Consider the following 21,766-nt stretch of genomic DNA (forward strand, 5'->3'; position numbering starts at 1 on the left):
TAATCACATAAGCTTTGATCTTTCTGATTAGCTTCTCAACACTATATTTAATACAATAAAACCAACCATCATACTTCATAAATCTAAATACAATGCATAAAAAAGGCAGCTATAAAATAGCTGCCTTTAATTTTACCCTTAGGGAATATCCCTAATTATTTATCTATTATTTCTTACCTGAAGAAACAATTTTCTTAGTTACTGATCCTTGACTAGTAGTCACTTTCACATAGAACATTTGGTTAGAGATTCTAGACAAGTCAAAAGTAGCTTTGTCTTTAGAACCTGCAACGTATCTGCTGTTAGTCTCACTTAAGATCAATAGACCTTTAGTATCGAATAACTCAATAGTTACGTTAGTATCAAACTCAAATGAGTATGCAATGTTAACTTCCTTATCAAATGGTACTGGATACGCAGTAAAGTCGATAGTCAAGTTCGTTTGTCTAGCCTGATCTCTAGATCCTTCTTCGAATCCGAAGAATTCAGGGTAGTTTGTAGAACCGCTCTCTCTAAATGTAACTCCACCTGTACTCCAAGAATATTCTACAGAACATTCTCCAACATTACCACAATCATCAGTTGCAGTAAACGTACGAGTAAATGAGTATTCAGTTACATACTCGAACTGAGCGCACTCGACTGTAAACGTCTTATTGTGATCTCCGAAGAAATTCCAAGTTGAGTTACATAAATCAAGTCCAACAAATCCAACATTACCTAATCCATGGTAAACGATATCGTAATCATTGAAGTAAGAGTTGTAAACTAACTCAACTACATCATCACTGATAATATTACCAAAGTAGTCAGTAAATACTCCAAATTGATGTGGTGCTTCACCGAAGTCTAAGATATAATCACCAAAGATTAATCTTAACGCAGATCCTACTTGAACTTGCTCACCTTGAGTTTCAGTTATTTCACTATCTGTAAACTCTTGAGTTTGTCCGTCTGCACTACAGTTGTCAGTATATGGTGCTTTATCAGCAAATGCTGTAGGCGTTTCATATACGTGACCAAAGTCAACATCTTGTGGACAATCAATAACTGGTGCTTGAGAATCACTTACTGTGATAGTTTGTGTATGAGTAGTCTCATTTCCACAAGCATCTTTAGCGATCCAAGTACGAACTATTGTTCTGTTACAATCATCCTCAGTTTCGATATCGAAGTTAGGATCTTCAACACACTCAGATAATGCAACATTAAAGTCACCATTACTGTAGTAGTTTGAACCATTGTAATCACCTGAGATTCTAATCCAAGTAGATACTCCTAATCCATCACTCTGTAAACTAGCTTTATGACCGTATTGTAAACCAAATACTAAGTTAGCTGGGTTATGAGATAATGATAACTCAACTCCTGCAAGATCACCTTGTCCAACTAATTTGTTGTCTTTAGTTTCATCCATTAGGTAGTATGTCCAAGTCTGTGCATCTGCTAATGACGCTCCATTAGTAGTTCCAGCATCCAATTTAGGCTGACGGAATCCTGTTGAAGACGCAGCATTAGGTGTAGATGTCCACTCATCATAAGTACTTGCACCTTTAAACCAAGCTACAAATTCGAATGACTTGTTAGGGTTACTTACGTTAGCAGTAGTACCAGTCAACTTAGCCGTTCCATCTGAGAATTGCTCAAATGTAGTAGGACCTGTTGCTGTCCAGTTTTTACTATCAACTCCTAATCCAGCTTTGTTAGCGATCCATAATGTATGGTTGCTAGCATCATCAGCTTTACATTCTCTCTTAGAAACTTCAGGGATATACTCTACAGTTGCATCTGAACAATCATCGGTAGCAGTTAATACTGCAGGCTCAGGAATATCACTACCACATTCGATAGTCATATCTTGAGGTAACTCTTCATTAAATGCAGGTCCAGTAGTATCCTCTACTATAAATGTACAAGTAAATGGTTCAGATACGTTTTCACAGTTATCTTCAACTTCAAAAGTAACAGTAAGTGTTGTTGAACAAACTCCTTTATCAACTCCTTTTCCGATTACTCTGAAAGTTAATTCTTCTGGTAACGCACAGTTATCAGTGAAGCATGGTCCTAAAGTTCCATTAAGCTCCTCTAACGTGAATCCACCTACAGTCCAGTCTCTGTCTGCAATAGAAATCTCGTCTCCAATTTGAAGTGAAATCTCAGCAGTTTCAGGACATCCTTCGATAGTCATTACTTCATCATCACAAACTCCTGTTGGTTCTGGTGCAGACATGTCTCCTCCAGAATACGTGATTTTGAATAATTCAGCAGGAGTACCACAAGCATCTTTTGCAATATACTCGTATACTCTAATCCACTCACAGTCTGATCCGATAGATAACTTCTCTATTTTCTCAACTGTAACTTCGCTACAGTTATCAACGTAAAGTGCAGCAATTTCTTCTGCTGATGGCTCACCTAAGTCAGCATCTTTACATGCGTTAATAGAGTTTACAACATTAGGAGGTAATTCACCTTCTAATTCAGGAGCTTGTGTATCAGCTCCACTGTTAACGATTACTACGTTATCTGCGAAGTTTTCACAAGAATCTTGAACAGTGTAAGTATATGTAGCAGTCCATCCACAATCATCACCTTCGATAACTGGTTCTAATGCAGTTACTGTTACCTCTCCACAGTTATCTGTGTAAGCTGCTTCAATATCAGCAATTGATGGAGCACCTGGATTTTCACTTAAGCACTGTAATCCTGTAACACCTTGAGGTAAATCTCCTACTAATTCAGGAGCAGAATTATCACCACCATTGTAAGCAATCTTAACTGGTGCAGCCATATTACCACAATCATCTTCAACATCATATCTGTAAACTATTGCCCACTGACAGTCATTATTTTCATCTGGAGAGAATGTAGATTTAGTAACATTTACATTTCCACAGTTATCTTCAAATAATGCAGCGATCTCAGCTTCAGTTGGTCCTGCTGGTGCATCTGCGAAACAAGCGTTTATATCAGATTCACCTTGAGGATATTCTCCTACTAACATTGGAGCTGTTTCATCAACTACAGTGATTGTTTGTTTAGCTGTAATTGTTCTTCCACAGTCATCAGTGTAAGTAAAGTCAACTTCAAACGTTCCACAGCTACCATCAAATGGTTGTGCTTCACCTTGAACAGATCCTTCAATTAGACATGCTCCTGTTCCTTCATTACTATATGATAAGAACTCTGGTTCGTAAGAAGATAATTCTTCACAAGGGATAGAAGCATCTAATATTTCATCGAACTCAGCCATTGGTGCAGGCTCAACTGTAATAGTCTGGCTAGCATCAATTGTTCTGTTACAATCATCAGTATAAGTCCAGTTCACTGTGATAGTTCCACCACACTCATCGTAATTTGGTGTAGCTTCACCTGGTACAGATCCTTCGATCAAACATGCTTCAGTTGAAGCTCCATTTGAATATCCTAAAGATGCTGCTTGGAATACATTAGCTTCCTCACAAGAAATTGTATCATCTTGTACTGGGTTGAACATAGCCATTGGTGCTGGCTCAACAGTGATTTCCTTCTTAGCTGTGATAGTTCTTCCACAATCATCTGTGTAAGTCCAATCAACATATAATGTACCACCACACTCAGTGTATGATCCACTTAATTCACCTTCTACAGATCCTTCGATTAAACAAGCTGGATTTAAAGCTCCGTTTGAGTATCCTAAAGACCCTGCTGTAATTGATGCTGCTTCATCACATGATACTGTCATGTCTTCTACTTCATCAAACTCAGCCATTGGTGCTGGCTCTACTGTTACTGTCTTACTTGCTGTAATTGTTCTTTGACAATCATCAGTGTAAGTCCAGTTTACAATAATTACACCACCACACTCATCGTAATCTGGTGTAGCTTCACCTGGTACAGATCCTTCGATCAAACATGCTTCAGTTAAAGCTCCGTTTGAATATCCTAAAGATCCTGCCTGGAATGATCCTGCTTCATCACATGAAATTGTCATGTCTTCCACTTCGTCAAACTCAGCCATTGGTGCTGGCTCTACAGTGATTTCCTTCTTAGCTGTGATAGTTCTTCCACAATCATCTGTGTAAGTCCAATCAACATATAATGTACCACCACATTCAGTGTATGATCCACTTAATTCACCTTCTACAGATCCTTCGATTAAACAAGCTGGATTTAAAGCTCCGTTTGAGTATCCTAAAGATCCTGCTGTAATTGATGCTGCTTCATCACATGATACTGTCATGTCTTCTACTTCATCAAACTCAGCCATTGGTGCTGGCTCTACTGTTACTGTCTTACTTGCTGTAATTGTTCTTTGACAATCATCAGTGTAAGTCCAGTTTACAATAATTACACCACCACACTCATCGTAATCTGGTGTAGCTTCACCTGGTACAGATCCTTCGATCAAACATGCTTCAGTTAAAGCTCCGTTTGAATATCCTAAAGATCCTGCCTGGAATGATCCTGCTTCATCACATGAAATTGTCATGTCTTCCACTTCGTCAAACTCAGCCATTGGTGCTGGCTCTACATTGATTTCCTTCTTAGCTGTGATAGTTCTTCCACAATCATCTGTGTAAGTCCAATCAACATATAATGTACCACCACATTCAGTGTATGATCCACTTAATTCACCTTCTACAGATCCTTCGATCAAACATGCTTCAGTTGAAGCTCCATTTGAATATCCTAATGATCCTGCCTGGAATGATCCTGCTTCGTCACATGAAATTGTCATGTCTTCCACTTCGTCAAACTCAGCCATTGGCGCTGGCTCTACTGTGATATCTTTCTTAGCTGTGATAGTTCTTCCACAATCATCTGTGTAAGTCCAATCAACATATAAAGTACCACCACACTCAGTGTATGATCCACTTAATTCACCTTCTACAGATCCTTCGATTAAACAAGCTGGATTTAAAGCTCCGTTTGAATATCCTAAAGATCCTGCCTGGAATGATCCTGCTTCATCACATGAAATTGTCATGTCTTCTACTTCATCAAACTCAGCCATTGGTGCTGGCTCAACTGTAATAGTCTGGCTAGCATCAATTGTTCTGTTACAATCATCAGTATAAGTCCAGTTCACTGTGATAGTTCCACCACACTCATCGTAATTTGGTGTAGCTTCACCTGGTACAGATCCTTCGATCAAACATGCTTCAGTTGAAGCTCCATTTGAATATCCTAAAGATCCTGCCTGGAATGACCCTGCTTCATCACATGAAATTGTCATGTCTTCCACTTCGTCAAACTCAGCCATTGGTGCTGGCTCTACAGTAATTGTTTTCTTAGCTGTGATTGTTCTGTCACAATCATCAGTGTAAGTCCAATCAATATATAATGTACCACCACACTCAGTGTATGATCCACTTAATTCACCTTCTACAGATCCTTCGATTAAACAAGCTGGATTTAAAGCTCCATTTGAGTATCCTAATGATCCTGCTGTAATTGATGCTGCTTCATCACATGATACTGTCATGTCTTCCACTTCATCAAACTCAGCCATTGGTGCTGGCTCTACTGTTACAGTCTTACTTGCTGTAATTGTTCTTTGACAATCATCTGTGTAAGTCCAGTTTACAATAATTACACCACCACACTCATCGTAATCTGGTGTAGCTTCACCTGGTACAGATCCTTCGATCAAACATGCTTCAGTTAAAGCTCCGTTTGAGTATCCTAAAGATCCTGCCTGGAATAATCCTGCTTCATCACATGAAATTGTCATGTCTTCCACTTCATCAAACTCAGCCATTGGTGCTGGCTCTACTGTGATTTCCTTCTTAGCTGTGATAGTTCTTCCACAATCATCTGTGTAAGTCCAATCAACAAATAATGTACCACCACATTCAGTGTATGATCCACTTAATTCACCTTCTACAGATCCTTCGATTAAACAAGCTGGATTTAAAGCTCCGTTTGAGTATCCTAAAGATCCTGCCTGGAATGATCCCGCTTCATCACATGAAATTGTCATGTCTTCTACTTCATCAAACTCAGCCATTGGTGCTGGTTCTACTGTGATTGTTTTTCTCGCTGAGATTGTTCTGTTACAATCATCAGTGTAAGTCCAATCAACATATAATGTACCACCACATTCGTCATACTCACCACTTAACTCACCTTCTACAGATCCTTCGATCAGACATGCTTCAGTTGAAGCTCCGTTAGTGTATGATAATGGGTTAACAACATATTGGTTAGCTAAATCACAAGTAATAGAAATATCCTGTACCTCAGCAAATTCTGCCATTGGTGCTGGTTCAACTGTTACTGTTTTCTTAGCTGTGATAGTTCTTCCACAATCATCTGTGTAAGTCCAATCAACATATAATGTACCACCACACTCAGTGTATGATCCACTTAATTCACCTTCTACTTCTCCAGCAATTAAACATGCTTCAGTTGAAGCTCCATTTGAGTATCCTAAAGATCCTGCCTGGAATGATCCTGCTTCATCACATGAAATTGTCATGTCTTCCACTTCATCAAACTCAGCCATTGGTGCTGGCTCTACTGTAATAGTTTTGCTAGCTATAATAGTTCTTTGGCACTCATCAGTGTATGTCCAGTTAATTGTAAGTGTTCCACCACACTCATCGTATGATCCACTTAATTCACCTTCTACTTCTCCAGCAATTAAACATGCTTCAGTTGAAGCTCCGTTTGAGTATCCTAAAGATCCTGCTGTAATTGATGCTGCTTCGTCACATGATACTGTCATGTCTTCCACTTCATCAAACTCAGCCATTGGTGCTGGTTCTACTGTAATTGTTTTCTTAGCTGTGATTGTTCTGTCACAATCATCAGTGTAAACCCAATCAATATATAATGTACCACCACATTCAGTGTATGATCCACTTAATTCACCTTCTACTGATCCTTCAATTAAACAAGCGTCAGTCGAAGCTCCGTTTGAATACCCTAAAGATCCTGCTACGATTGATGCTGCTTCGTCACATGATACTGTCATGTCTTCCACTTCGTCAAATTCAGCCATTGGTGCTGGCTCTACTGTAATAGTTTTACTAGCTTCAATAGTTCTTTGGCACTCATCTGTGTATGTCCAGTTAATTGTAAGTGTTCCACCACACTCATCGTATGATCCACTTAATTCACCTTCTACTGATCCTTCGATCAAACATGCTTCAGTTGAAGCTCCGTTTGAATATCCTAAAGATCCTGCTGTAATTGATGCTGCTTCATCACATGATACTGTCATGTCTTCCACTTCATCAAACTCAGCCATTGGTGCTGGTTCTACTGTGATTGTTTTCTTAGCTGTGATTGTTCTGTCACAATCATCAGTGTAAACCCAATCAACATATAACGTACCACCACACTCAGTGTATGATCCACTTAATTCACCTTCTACTGATCCTTCAATCAAACATGCTGGGTTAGCAGCTCCGTTTGAGTATCCTAAAGACCCTGCTACGATTGATCCAGCTTCATCACATGATACTGTCATGTCTTCTACTTCATCAAACTCAGCCATTGGTGCTGGCTCTACTGTTACAGTTTTACTAGCTGTGATTGTTCTTCCACATTCATCAGTGTAAGTCCAGTTTACAGCGATAGTTCCACCACACTCATCATAATTAGGTGTAGCTTCACCTTCTACAGATCCTTCAATCAAACATGCTTCAGTTGAAGCTCCATTTGAATATCCTAAAGATCCTGCCTGGAATGATCCAGCTTCATCACATGAAATTGTCATGTCTTCAGTTCCATCAAACTCAGCCATTGGTGCTGGCTCTACTGTAATAGTTTTCTTAGCTGTAATTGTTCTTCCACATTCATCTGTGTAAGTCCAATCAATTTCAAGTGTTCCTCCACACTCAGTGTATGATCCACTTAATTCACCTTCTACTTCACCTGCAATTAAACAAGCATCAGTTTGAGCACCATTTGAATATCCTAAGAATCCTGCTTCAATAGATGCCGCTTCATCACATGATACTACCATGTCTTCTACTTCATCAAATTCAGCCATTGGTGCTGGGTTAACTTTGATTTGTTGTCTAGCTGTGATTGTTCTCTCACAATCATCAGTGTACGTCCAATCAATATATAATAATCCACCACACTCATCATATTCTCCACTCAACTCACCTTCTACAGATCCTTCAATCAAACATGCTTCAGTTGAAGCTCCGTTTGAATATCCTAAAGATCCTGCTGTAATTGATGCAGCTTCGTCACATGATACTGTGATGTTATCAACAGGCTCAAATTCAGCCATTGGTGCTGGCTCTACTGTAATAGTTTTGCTAGCTTCAATAGTTCTTTGGCATTCATCAGTGTATGTCCAGTTAATTGTAAGTGTTCCACCACACTCATCGTATGATCCACTTAATTCACCTTCTACTTCTCCAGCAATTAAACATGCTTCTGTTGATGCGCCATTTGAATACGCTAAGAATCCTGCTGCAATTGATGCTGCTTCATCACATGATACTGTCATGTCTTCTATTTCATCAAACTCAGCCATTGGTGCTGGTTCTACTGTGATTGTTTTCTTAGCTGTGATTGTTCTGTCACAATCATCAGTGTAAACCCAATCAACATATAATGTACCACCACATTCTGTGTATGATCCACTTAATTCACCTTCTACAGATCCTTCGATTAAACAAGCTGGGTTAGCAGCTCCATTTGAATATCCTAAAGATCCTGCCTGGAATGATCCTGCTTCGTCACATGAAATTGTCATGTCTTCCACTTCGTCAAACTCAGCCATTGGTGCTGGTAATACTGTGATAAATTGCTCATAGTATAACTCTCTACCACATTCATCAACAAATGTCCATGTAGCTAATAAGTCTCCACCACACTCGTCGTATGTTCCACTTAATTCACCTTCTACTGATCCTTCGATCAAACATGCTTCGTTTGAAGCTCCGTTAGAATAGTTTAATGATTGTAATTGGTATCCATTAGCATCTTCACAAGTAATTTGAATGTCTCCTGGACCATCAACTATTTCAGCCATTGGTGCTGGCTCTACAGTAATTGTTTTCTTAGCTGTGATTGTTCTGTCACAATCATCAGTGTAAACCCAATCAATATATAATGTACCACCACATTCAGTGTATGATCCACTTAATTCACCTTCTACAGATCCTTCGATCAAACATGCTGGGTTAGCAGCTCCGTTTGAGTATCCTAAAGATCCTGGTACAATTGATCCAGCTTCATCACATGATACTGTCATGTCTTCCACTCCGTCAAATTCAGCCATTGGTGCTGGTTCTACATTTATAACAAATGGACCTGCACTTAATGGACGCTCACATGCATCAACATCATCATATGTAACTGTGATTGTTCCACCACACTCAGTGTATTGGAAATCAACCTCAGCCTGTATAGAACCACTGATTGCACATGCTCCGCCATCTACACCATTGCTAAATGATGCGTCATCAGCTTGAAATTCTCCAGCTTCTGCACATGTAATGCTAGATGGGAATTCTGGTGCACTTACCGTAGCCTCAGGTGTAGGTAAAACAGTGATAGTTTGAGTTTGAGAATCACTATTTCCACAACCGTCAACAACAGAGTAAGTTCTAACAATTACTCCGCCTAAACATGAATCTAATTCACTTGGGTTATCAGAAACCTGAACCTCTAATTTATCTGCACAGTTATCGGTAGCAGAAACTTCTTTAAATGCAGGAGCTGGAACCTGATCAACACAGTCTACTGTGATATCTCCAGGAACTCCAGATAATACTGGATCTTCTAAATCTCCACCATAATAAGCTACTACTACTGATTCAGCAAAATTGTTACAATCATCTTGGATTGTATAAGTAAATTCTGCCATCCACTTACAGTCATCTCCTTTAGACACAACTGATTTAGTTACATTTACATTTCCGCAGTTATCTTCAAATAATGCAGCAATATCCTCTGCAGTTGGACCTTCAGACTTACTATCAAAACATAAGTTGATTCCATACTGATCAGTTGGAAGTTCTGCACCTTTAGCAAGTTGAGGAGCTTCATCGTCTCCACCACTATAAGTTACAACTAAATCTTCAGCGAAATTATCGCAAGCGTCTTTAATTGTGTAGGTGTAAACAGCTTCCCACTGGCAGTCATTTCCTTCTGGTGCACCAGACTTAGTAACAAAAACTTCGCTACAGTTGTCTGAATACAACAAAGCGATGTCATCAGCAGATGGTCCTGCTGGAGCATCACTAAAGCATAAGTTTAAGTCTTGTCCTCCAGTTGGAACTTCGGCACCATCATTTAATTCTGGTACAGTAATATCTCCACCATTATAACTGATTTTGATTTGCTCTTCGAAAGCGCCACACTTAACATCGTAAGTATATTCAACATTCCAAGCACAATCGTTACCTTCCATCAAAGTAGACTTAACTACTTCAGCAGTAAGATCTCCACATTGATTCATGTAAAGATTGGCAACATCCGCCTCTGTAGGCCCAGGAGGTGCTTCATCCTGACATCTGTTGAAGAAAGTACTTCGAGCCAGGTCTTGTTGTGCGAACACTGATGTTGTACTAAACGCAAAAAGCATGATAAAGACTAATGCCTTCATGCTTCTACTTTGTTTAGTCATAAGATCAATGCTACAACACGATAAGTTCGTGATAGATTGCCAGATTTTGGCGCGTCTACCACTTCGAGTAAAATTGCTCATAAACATAACATTTGGTTTTAAATTAAAATTATCTTAACATTTATATAGGACAATACACGTATTGTCGGCAAAAGCGCAAATACAAGATTTGCGAGTAAGCTTAAAATCAAATATGACGTACTGAATAAACAGAACATCAAACTAGAATGACAATCATTCTAAATCAATAAATGTGCTAATAATCAATTGTTGTGCTATCAAACAATTTTTCGGTAAGAACAGTAAGTTTAATTGCTATTATTTCAACTTACTATCGGGATAAAAATGAACAGAATTCACCTCATCTTAGTTTCAAAAGTATATTATAATATATTGAATGCCAAATAAATTTATTCTTTTTTTTCATAATAAACAGTTGAACATTTTTTTCTGCATTTAATCGAAAAGTAATTCATTTTCGATGTAAAATTCATCGATAAAATGTAATGTTTTTTTAATCAGTTTATAAAAAACTTGATCTTCAGTTACAAATGGCACCTCTTCTCTATAACTATCTAAAAAAGATTCAATTAGAGGAGAAGATTTTTGTGGTTGTCTAAAAAATATGGCCTGAGAGGCATTGAGCAATTCAATAGACAAAATGCGCTCTATATTATATATGATTTCGTAGCATTGAGTTGCTGCATTAGCTCCCATGCTTACATGGTCTTCTTGTCCGTTACTGGACACAATACTATCAACGCTTGCAGGTGTTGCTAATTGCTTATTTGCACTTACAATACTAGCAGCAGTATATTGTGGTATCATAAATCCAGAATTCAATCCAGGGTTATCCACTAAAAATGTAGGTAAGCCTCTCAGTCCTGAGACTAATTGATAGATTCGTCTTTCGGAAATGTTACCAAGTTCAGACATTGCTATCTTAAGATAATCAAATGCTAGCGCAAGCGGTTGTCCGTGAAAATTTCCACCAGAGATAATTTCATCTTCACCAACAAAAATATTTGGGTTATCGGTAACTGCATTGATCTCAGTTTTAAAAACCTTATGTACAAATTCTAAAGTATCTTTAGATGCTCCGTGGACTTGTGGAATACATCTAAACGAATACGGATCCTGAACATGACTTTTCTCCTGAGCGATCAATTCGCTATGTTCAAGAAACGCTCGTATACGCTCAGCGGTTTTAATTTGTCCTTTATGAGGTCTTACAAAATGTACTAACTCATTGAAAGGTTCTATACGACCATTAAAAGCATCTAATGAGATGCTTGCAATAAAATCGGCAAAATAAGATAACTTATATGATTTTATAAGAAGATGAACTCCGTAGGCACTCATAAATTGTGTTCCGTTGAGTAGCGCAAGACCTTCTTTAGATTGTAATTGAATAGGTTTCCAATCAAATTTTTTAAGAATCTCTCCAGACTCATAAATTTCACCTTTATACATTACTTCACCTCTAGCAATGAGCGGCAAAGCTAAATGTGCTAATGGTGCTAAATCTCCTGATGCTCCCAGAGACCCTTTAGTAAAGACAACAGGTAACACATCATTATTATAAAAATCTATAAGACGCTCAACGGTTTTAAGTTGAACTCCACTATGACCATAACTTAGCGATTGCACTTTAAGCAACAACATAAGTTTAACGATTTGATCAGGAACTCTGGCTCCCACTCCACAGGCATGAGACATCACTAAGTTTTCTTGAAGATGTGTCAATTTATCTTTAGATATCTTAACATCACATAAAGATCCAAACCCAGTATTGATACCATAAATAGGTTGATCCTGATTTTTAATTTTATCATCCAGATAGTTTCTGCATCTTTCAATTTTATCAATTGCCTCTTTTGAGAGTGCTATTTTTTTATTTTGAAAAATGATAGTATTTATGGTTGAAAGCTCTAAAACTTCCGAAGAAATAAAATGCGTTGTATCCATGGTTGTTATTTACAAATTCAAAAGTCAGAATAACATCTCTACTTTGCAACAAATGTTAATAATTAATAAAGATTCTCATAAAAACTCAAGAAACTGTATTTTTGAGTAACTAAAACAATTTCAAATTATGAAAAGATTAATTATTGCTATTTGTGCCATTACTATGGTTGCATGCCAGCAAGAACCAAAAATTGATTATGCTATCCTTTCAGGTAAAGTTGAGAATTCAAGAGCTACTTCTGCTACACTAAGCAGTATTGATTTTAAAAAAGAAATAGCCATTAATGAAGACGGAACTTTTTCTGACACATTACGTATTCCTGAAAAAGGGTTTTACTCCTTATCCATAGGTAGAGAATATACTCCAGTTTATTTAGGCATGGGGAACAATGTGAACCTAACTGTTGATGCTGCAACATTTGACGAAAGTATCAGCTATACAGGTGAAGGTTCTGTAGAGAATAACTATTTAGCTTCTAAAATGCTTAATGAAAGTAAAGGTATTGAAAACCCAGTGGAGTTTTATTCAATGACTGAAACGGATTTTAAAAATAAAGTTGCTGAATTGAGATCTAACAACGAATCATTACTAGGCGAATTAGTCGATGCCGATCAGGATTTTATTGCTACGGAAAAACAAAATTTAGTTTATGACAACTATGCGATGTTACACAATTACGTACAACGTCATGGCTATTATACAAAAAAAGAAAACTTTGAAGCTTCAGAAGGTTTTCTTCCTGAAGAATTTAAAAACATGACCTTTGACGATGAAAAAGCGTATAAATCTTCAATGTCATATAAGAATATGGCATTTGACAAAGTCATGACGAATATATTTGATACCATTGGTGATGACATATCTACTGTTTCTGTAGATCATTTAAAAGGTCTTAATGATATTAAAATTCAAGCTTTAAAAAATGAAGCTATAGACTATTTAGGAAGCTTCCTAGTGTCTCCAGGAAACTCGAATATGGAATCCATTTATAACTTTTTTGTAAGTAATACCACTAAGGAAGACACAAAAAAGAAACTGACTGAAACCTATGAGAAAAATAAAGATCTCGTCAAAGGAAAACCATCACCTCAATTTGAAAACTATGAGAATCATAAAGGTGGTGAGATGTCACTTGCTGATCTCAAAGGGAAATATGTATATATAGATGTATGGGCAACATGGTGCGGACCTTGTATTAGAGAAATACCATCACTCAAAGAAGTTGAAAAGCAATTTCACAATGAAAACATTGAGTTTGTGAGTACTTCTATTGATGAAGTTAAAGACCACGACAAATGGGTGAGTATGGTTAATGATAAAGAATTAGGTGGTGTGCAGCTTATGGCAGATAACGCATGGAAATCTAAATTTGTTGAAGAATATGCTATCCAGGGAATTCCAAGATTTATACTCATAGATCCTAACGGAAATATTGTAAGTGCAGACGCGCCAAGACCATCTGATCCTAAGTTAAAGGAATTACTTGAAGAGGAACTTAAAATGCAACCGTAATTTTTGATAATACATAAAAAATGCCACTTTATTTAAGTGGCGTTTTTTATTTATGATTCTTTAGATTCTTCCTCCTCTACTTGAGGCTGTTCAGGCTGTTTAAAGAGATCAACATAGGCTTCACCAAGAGCTTCAATAATATAGCTCGCTATCAAACTCTGATAGCCTAGATCTTCAATAGCAATATCTGCAGCTCTGCCATGTAAATACACACCAAAAATAGTTGCTGGAAGCGGCTCATAACCCTGAGATATTAAACCTGTTATTATTCCTGTTAAAACATCTCCAGAACCAGCCGTAGCCATACCAGGATTTCCAGTAGTATTGATGTAGTATTTATCATTAAAAACAGTGATTGTATTTGCACCTTTAATGACAACAATTACATTGTATTTTTTTGAAAACGCCTTAGTCTTATTTAATTTATCAAAATCATCTTTCCATGTCCCAATCAACCGCTCTAATTCTTTAGGGTGAGGCGTTAAAACTGAAAGCTCTGGAAGATGTTTTAAAAGTGTTTTTTTCTTAGATAAGATATTTAATCCATCAGCATCAATCACTAATGGAATCTTATTGGTTTTAAGAAATTTTTCTAATGCTGAAATCGTCACATTCTCTGTTCCCATACCAATACCTAAACCGATTACTTTAGGTTCAATATCCAATATAATATCAGATATCAATTCTTCGTTTTTATCAGTTATAACCATAGCTTCAGGAAAAGCAGTTTGCATAATTTGATAGCCACACTTAGGAACAAAAGCAGTCACCAAACCTGCTCCAATAGATAATGCAGAGCGACTGGCCAACAATACAGACCCTATTTTTCCGTAGCTACCACCAATAATCAAACTATGTCCAAAATCGCCTTTATGTGCATATTTCTGTCTAGGAATATAAATGGGTAAAACTTCATGTTTTCCAATTAATTCTGCGTTAGTTTCTGTTGTAAACAAAAACTCTCGGTCAATACCAATATCAAGCACTTCCCATTGTACAGAATACTGGGCAGTTTCAGGTAGAAAAAATATCAATTTGGGCGACTGAAAACTCAAGGTATAATTTGCCCAAACGACACCATTCTCATCCTCAGGAATTTTATCTGTATAAACACCAGAGGGAATGTCTATAGAAAGTGTAAAAGCCTTACTATTTCTAAAGTGTAAAAATAGTGATTTCACCCAATCACTTGCAGGTCTGTTAAGTCCGATTCCAAACACTGCATCGACAATAATATCATCTTTATGAATTTCAGGAAAATCAGCTTCACAATTCAACATTTCTGGCCAACTTTTAGTGGTCTCTTTAATAAGATTATAGTTAATCAAAAAGTCTGGAGAACGCTTATCACTACAATTAACCACGTAAGTATTAACGTTATAGCCATGCGTGCTTAAATGTCTTGCTACAACTAATCCATCTCCTCCATTATTTCCAATACCACAAAACACATGAATAGGGACTTGAGCACCTTGCATTCGGACGTGCAACCAATTGAAAATTTGAATTCCTGCACGCTCCATCAATTCTGTAGAACTAATATTTTGCTTTTTAGCCGTAAGTTGATCTCCTTGATAAATCTGTTCTTTTGAAAAAATCTTCATGTATAAGCTTTATATTCAGTTGCTAAATTGCCATTTTCTATCGTCTAAATGCTAGATATTTATTTTTATTTCGCTTTAAACAGAAAAAAATGCAAAATAACCTTTTAAGTTTTTTTATTCTCGTAAAAATAATACATTTGAAAGGTATAGACTACTATTCATGCAAAACCTATCAAAAATATCTATAAACCTAGGCTTAACATCACATTTGAGGATGTCAAATTTGACAACCCTTAGGGGTTTTTAGTCTATTATATACTCATCTCATTACTTGTCCTGTTTCAGGAAAAAAGCAAACCCAATTCACTTTAAATAACTGCAAATGAAGGTTTTAAAATTTGGAGGAACTTCAGTAGGTTCAGTAAAACATATAAATAAAGTCATTTCTATTCTAGATGATTATGCAAAAAACGGAAAAGTAATTTGTGTGGTTTCTGCTGTGGGTGGCATCACAGACAAGCTTCTAAAAGCTGGAGAATTAGCTCAAAATAAAGATGATGCTTACAAAAGTGTATTTGATGAAATTACCAAAGTTCATTCTAAGATATTATCAGAATTGATTCCTGATAAAAACCAAACTACACTTAGCCAATTAGACGCTAAACTAGACGAACTAAAAAATCTTTTGGATGGTATTTTTCTGATTAACGAACTATCTCCAAAAACCTCAGATAAACTGGTGAGTTTTGGAGAATTATTATCCTCATTTATCATTTCAGAAACCATGAAAAATAGAGGTTTGGATTGCATTAGAAAAAACAGTCAGGAGTTAATTGTAACCAATTCTGATTTCACCAAAGCTGAAGTGAATTACAAACAAACTTATGACAACATTAAAAATTACTTTTCAGATGCAAATCAAGGGATTACAATATTACCTGGATTCATATCGAAATCGAGCACTGGAGAACAAACTACTTTAGGTCGTGGAGGGTCAGATTTTACGGCAGCCATTGTTGCTTCAGCTTTAGAAGTAAATCAACTTGAAATCTGGACGGATGTTAGTGGTATGTTCACTGCAAATCCTAAATTAGTAAAGCAAGCAATTCCTATTAAAAAACTTTCCTATCAGGAAGCTATGGAATTATCACATTTTGGTGCAAAAGTTCTATATGCACCAACGGTACAACCTGCATTAGATGCTGAGATTCCTATCCTTATTAAAAATACGCTAAAACCTAATGATGAAGGCACACTCATTTCTAAGTTCCACGAACAACATGAATTGGCAGTAAAAGGAATTAGCCATATTAGTGGCATCTCATTGATTACCTTACAAGGAAGTGGAATGGTTGGAATTCCTGGATTTTCAAAACGTTTATTCGAAACCTTAGCCAATGAAAAAATCAATGTTATTCTTATTACTCAGGCCTCTTCAGAGCATTCCATATGCTTAGGGATTGATCAGAACAATGTCGACACTGCAAAATCAGCAATAGATGGTGCATTTGAATATGAAATATCACTACATAAAATAGACCCAATTATTGTTGAAAATGATCTTTCTATAATAGCTTTAGTTGGTGATAATATGAAAAATCATCAAGGTATTTCTGGCAAAATGTTTAGATGTTTAGGAAAAAACAACATTAACATCAGAGCCATTGCTCAAGGTGCTTCAGAGCGGAATATTTCGGCAGTAATTGCAAATAAGGATATCAAAAAAGCACTTAATGTCTTGCATGAAAGTTTCTTTGAAGTAAAAACAAAACAACTCAATGTTTATATTACTGGAATTGGTAATGTTGGTGAAAAACTTATAGATCAAATTCAGCAACAACATACCTTTTTAAAGAAAAAATTAAAAATTGATGTAAGAATCATCGGTATGGCAAATTCGCGTAAAATGATTTTTAATGAAGATGGTATTGATCTTGATGATTGGGCATCTCAATTTCATTTTGCAGAAAAGTCAAGTCTGCATGGCTTTTTTGACAAGGTTGTTGAGCTAAATTTAAGAAACAGCATATTTGTTGACATAACAGCTAGTGAAGATGTGGCAAACCTCTATGATGATTATTTAAGACAAAGTATTGCTGTTGTTGCATGTAATAAAATTGCATGTGCCAGTTCTTACGATAATTATCAAAACTTGAAAATGCTTTCGTTAAAATACAACGCTCCATTTCTATTTGAAACCAACGTAGGTGCTGGATTACCAATTATTAACACATTAAATAATTTGGTTGCATCTGGTGATAAAGTCACCAGCATTGAAGCTGTTTTATCTGGTAGTTTAAACTTTGTGTTTAATAATTTTAGTGACAAAAACAACTTTCATGACACTGTGAAACGGGCTCAATTTGAGGGTTATACAGAACCAGATCCTAGAATAGATCTCAGTGGTATTGATGTTGCCAGAAAGATGCTAATTTTAGCCAGAGAAAACGGAATGACCATGGAGATTGACGATATTGAAAATGAATCCTTCTTAACCAAAGCTAATTTAGAGAGTGATTCTGTAGATGATTTTTACGATACTTTAAAAACAAATGAAGATCATTTTCAAAAACTGTATGCCTCTGCTAAAAAGAATAATTGTCAGCTTAAATATGTGGCCGAATTTAAAAAAGGAAAAGCTAAAGTTGGACTCAAAGAGATTCCTAAAGGTCATCCTTTTTATAATTTAGAAGGCAAAGACAACATTGTGATGTTCCATACCGAACGCTATCCAGAGCAACCACTCATAGTAAAAGGTGCTGGTGCAGGCGCAGATGTTACAGCATCAGGTCTTTTTGCTGACATCATTAGAATAGGAAACAAATAATGAAAGCACTCAAAATATTTTCACCAGCAACTGTTGCCAACGTCTCATGCGGATTTGATGTACTTGGATTTTGTCTGGATGCCATTGGTGATGAAATGGTTATTAGAACAACAGAAAAAAAAGGCATACACCTAACTAAAATTGAGGGTTGTGAATTGCCTTTCGAAGCTGATAAAAATGTTGCAGGCGTTTCGGCTTTAGCACTTATTGAAGATGCCGATCCTGATTTTGGTTTTGAGATTGAAATTTATAAAAAAATAAAGCCTGGTAGTGGTATTGGCAGTAGTTCTGCTAGTGCTGCCGGAAGTGTTTTTGCTATTAACGAACTTTTGGGCAAACCCTATAGTAAGACTGAGCTTACTCGTTTTGCAATGAAAGGCGAAGTACTCGCAAGTCAAAGTGAACATGCCGATAATGTTGCTCCAGCTATTTTTGGAGGTTTTACATTGGTCAAATCTGTAAATCCGTTAGAAGTCTTACAGTTGCCAACACCCAAAGATTTATATGCTGTTATCATCCATCCGCAAATAGAAATTAAAACTGCTGAAGCACGAGCGATTCTACCAAAAGATATTCGGTTAAAAGATGCCATTACGCAATGGTCTAATGTTGGTAGTTTGGTACACGCACTTCACACCAACAATTATAATCTCTTAAGCAAATCGCTAACTGATGTCATTGTTGAGCCTCACCGCAGTAAGCTCATTCCTCATTTTGAAAAGGTGAGAGAAACAGCATTACTTCATGGTGCTTTAGGTTGTGGAATCTCTGGATCTGGACCTTCTATTTTCAGTTTATGCCATGGTAAAGAAGTGGCTCAACAAGTTGCAATGCAGATAAAATATGTATATTCAACAACTGGTATTCCTTTTGAAATTTATACTTCGGAAATCAACACAAAAGGGATAAAAATAATATAAATGAATTATTACAGTCTAAATAAAAAAGCACCAGATACTAGCTTCGCAAATGCTGTGATTAAAGGACTAGCACCTGACAGAGGACTTTATTTTCCAAAGAAAATCAAGCCTTTACCAGCTTCTTTTTTTAAAAATATAGACCAATTCTCTTACAGCGAAATTGCCTTTGAAGCCATAAAGCAGTTTGTAAGTTCGGACATTCCTGAGTCCAAGCTAAAAACTATTATTGAAGACACTCTATCGTTTGATTTTCCAGTGGTGAAGCTCAATGATCATATATCTACTTTAGAATTATTTCATGGACCAACTATGGCATTTAAAGATGTTGGTGCGCGATTCATGGCAAGATGTTTAGGCTATTTTAATCGAGATAACAACAACGATGTTACTGTTCTTGTTGCTACTTCTGGTGATACAGGAGGTGCTGTTGCCAACGGATTTCTTGGTGTGAAAGGTGTTAATGTGGTTATTTTATATCCTTCAGGAAAAGTAAGTGATATCCAGGAAAAGCAATTGACAACATTAGGTCAAAATATTACTGCTTTAGAAGTAGACGGTGTGTTTGATGATTGTCAAGATATGGTAAAAAAAGCCTTTCTGGATGAGTCTATTACAAGCAACATGCAATTGACCTCTGCTAATTCTATTAATGTAGCGAGATGGCTACCGCAGATGTTTTATTTCCTATTTGCCTACAAACAATTACACCATCACCATGATGATATTGTGTTTTCAATTCCTAGCGGGAATTTTGGTAATATTTGTGCAGGTATGATGGCGCAACAATTAGGCCTACCTGTAAAGCACTTTGTTGCTGCTAATAATGCCAATAATGTTGTAACCGAATACTTAAAAACTCAAGACTACAAGCCTAAATCTTCAGTTCAAACCATTAGTAATGCTATGGATGTTGGAAATCCGAGTAATTTTATCAGGATTCAGGAGATCTATGGCAACGATTTCAATACACTCAAAACTTATCTTTCTTCTTACAGTTTTTCTGACGAAGAGACCAAACAAGCACTAAAAGAGATATACGACTTATATAATTACATTGCAGATCCACATGGAGCTGTTGGGTATTTAGGTTGTAAATCATATCTTAAAACGCATAAAAATGCGCATTGTGTCTTTTTAGAAACTGCTCATCCTACAAAATTTCTAAATGTGGTTGAACATGTTATTCAAACTAAAGTAGCTTTACCTCCTCAAATTAGAGCCGTTATGGACAAAGAAAAAGTAGCCACTAAAATTTCAAATTATGAAGATCTCAAAGCTTTTTTACTGAAATCTTAAAAATCTAGACTTATCTATCTTTAAATCAATACAAGGCAAATATGAAAAAGCTCTTCCTGCTCTTAATTCTAATTTCAATCACAAAAACCTTTTCACAAACTAATAAGGAACTTGCACTTTCAAAAGCCAGAGAAGCCATTCAACTTATGGATAACGGAGAGATTGACAAAAGTGTAGAACTATTAAAAGAGGGTGAAAAACTTGATCCTGAAAATTATTTGTTTTCATACGAAATAGCCTATGCATATGTACTGAAAAAGGACTATAAGAAAGCTGCAGACATCCTTAAAAAAACGAAAAAATTCGAAGTTATCAATAGTCAGGTTTATCAAATGCTAGGTAATTGTTATAGCTATTTAGGGCAACCTAAAAAAGCGATTAAAGAATATGAAGAAGGCATGAAGCGATTTCCTAATGCAGGAAACCTTCACTTAGAAAAAGGTAACATTTTTAATCAGGAAGAACAGTATAATGAAGCTATTAAAAATTATGAAAATGGCATTAAAGTCGACCCAATGTACCCTTCAAATTACTATCAACTGGCTTTACTTTATCTCAATTCGAATGATAAATTATCTGGTTTGATCTATGGCGAAATTTTCATGAATATTGAACGCACAACTAATCGAACAATCGAAATAAGTGAATTACTTTACATGACTTATAAAGATGCAATTACACTTGGAGAAGAGGAGTCTAAAATTGATTTTTGTGAAATAGTCATAGATGCCAAATCGGTTACTAAAGATGATCTAACACTACCTTTATGTGCGATATTTGGTAAAAATTTTGTCTTTGGTATTTTAGGTCAGAAAGAATTCAATTTGGATACACTTTCGCAAATGAGAAATTCATTCATTGACAATTATTTTACTGAAGACTACAAAACACATCCAAACGTGCTTTTTAGTTATCACAAAACACTTAAGGATAAGGGACTATTTGATGCTTATAATCATTACTTATTTCAAATGGGCGCTTCCGAACAATTTGACTCATGGTTAGCTAACAACGAAGAGGCGTTCAATACTTTTAAACAATGGTACATAAGTACTGATAACACTATTGAAATTAACCAAAGTAATGCGTTTATCAAGCAATAGTCTTTTTGGTTGA

General features: G+C 36.4%; 8 protein-coding genes. 5 read left to right on the plus strand and 3 right to left on the minus strand.

Features of this window, described 5'->3' with window-relative positions; all coding sequences use genetic code 11:
* Positions 1-166: 166 nt before the first annotated feature.
* Both Q0951_RS03230 and hutH read right to left on the minus strand, forming a co-directional pair.
* Entirely contained in the window at positions 167-10,663 is a 10,497-nt protein-coding gene (locus Q0951_RS03230) for a T9SS type A sorting domain-containing protein (RefSeq protein ID WP_299334185.1), read from the minus strand.
* Between the two features lie 375 nt (positions 10,664-11,038).
* Positions 11,039-12,550 (minus strand): histidine ammonia-lyase, encoded by a 1,512-nt coding sequence (hutH, locus tag Q0951_RS03235; protein ID WP_299334188.1) that lies wholly within the window; start codon positions 12,548-12,550, stop codon positions 11,039-11,041.
* A gap of 127 nt (positions 12,551-12,677) precedes the next feature.
* Here hutH and Q0951_RS03240 point away from each other — a divergent pair, with 127 nt between their 5' ends.
* Positions 12,678-14,063, plus strand: coding sequence for a TlpA disulfide reductase family protein (locus Q0951_RS03240; protein ID WP_299334191.1), 1,386 nt, complete (start codon positions 12,678-12,680; stop codon positions 14,061-14,063).
* Positions 14,064-14,113: 50 nt separating this feature from the next.
* Here the strand turns inward: Q0951_RS03240 and Q0951_RS03245 are convergent, their stop codons facing one another.
* Complete coding sequence (locus tag Q0951_RS03245; protein ID WP_299334194.1) at positions 14,114-15,667, minus strand: NAD(P)H-hydrate dehydratase; 1,554 nt, start codon at positions 15,665-15,667, stop codon at positions 14,114-14,116.
* Between the two features lie 322 nt (positions 15,668-15,989).
* Here Q0951_RS03245 and thrA point away from each other — a divergent pair, with 322 nt between their 5' ends.
* The 4 genes from thrA to Q0951_RS03265 are packed head-to-tail and all read left to right on the plus strand — an operon-like array spanning position 15,990 to position 21,753.
* A complete protein-coding gene (gene thrA / locus Q0951_RS03250; protein ID WP_299334196.1) occupies positions 15,990-18,434 on the plus strand; it encodes a bifunctional aspartate kinase/homoserine dehydrogenase I in 2,445 nt (814 codons plus the stop codon).
* Entirely contained in the window at positions 18,434-19,354 is a 921-nt protein-coding gene (locus tag Q0951_RS03255; protein WP_299334198.1) for a homoserine kinase, read from the plus strand. The genes thrA and Q0951_RS03255 overlap by 1 nt, the downstream gene beginning before the upstream one ends.
* A complete protein-coding gene (gene thrC, locus Q0951_RS03260; RefSeq protein WP_299334201.1) occupies positions 19,355-20,650 on the plus strand; it encodes a threonine synthase in 1,296 nt (431 codons plus the stop codon). It begins immediately after the preceding gene.
* Positions 20,651-20,691: 41 nt separating this feature from the next.
* The gene (locus Q0951_RS03265) at positions 20,692-21,753 is read left to right on the plus strand and encodes a tetratricopeptide repeat protein (protein ID WP_299334204.1); all 1,062 of its coding nucleotides are present in this window, start codon (positions 20,692-20,694) and stop codon (positions 21,751-21,753) included.
* Positions 21,754-21,766: the final 13 nt, after the last annotated feature.

This window comes from uncultured Psychroserpens sp., assembly GCF_947501425.1.
Taxonomy (GTDB): Bacteria; Bacteroidota; Bacteroidia; order Flavobacteriales; family Flavobacteriaceae; genus Psychroserpens.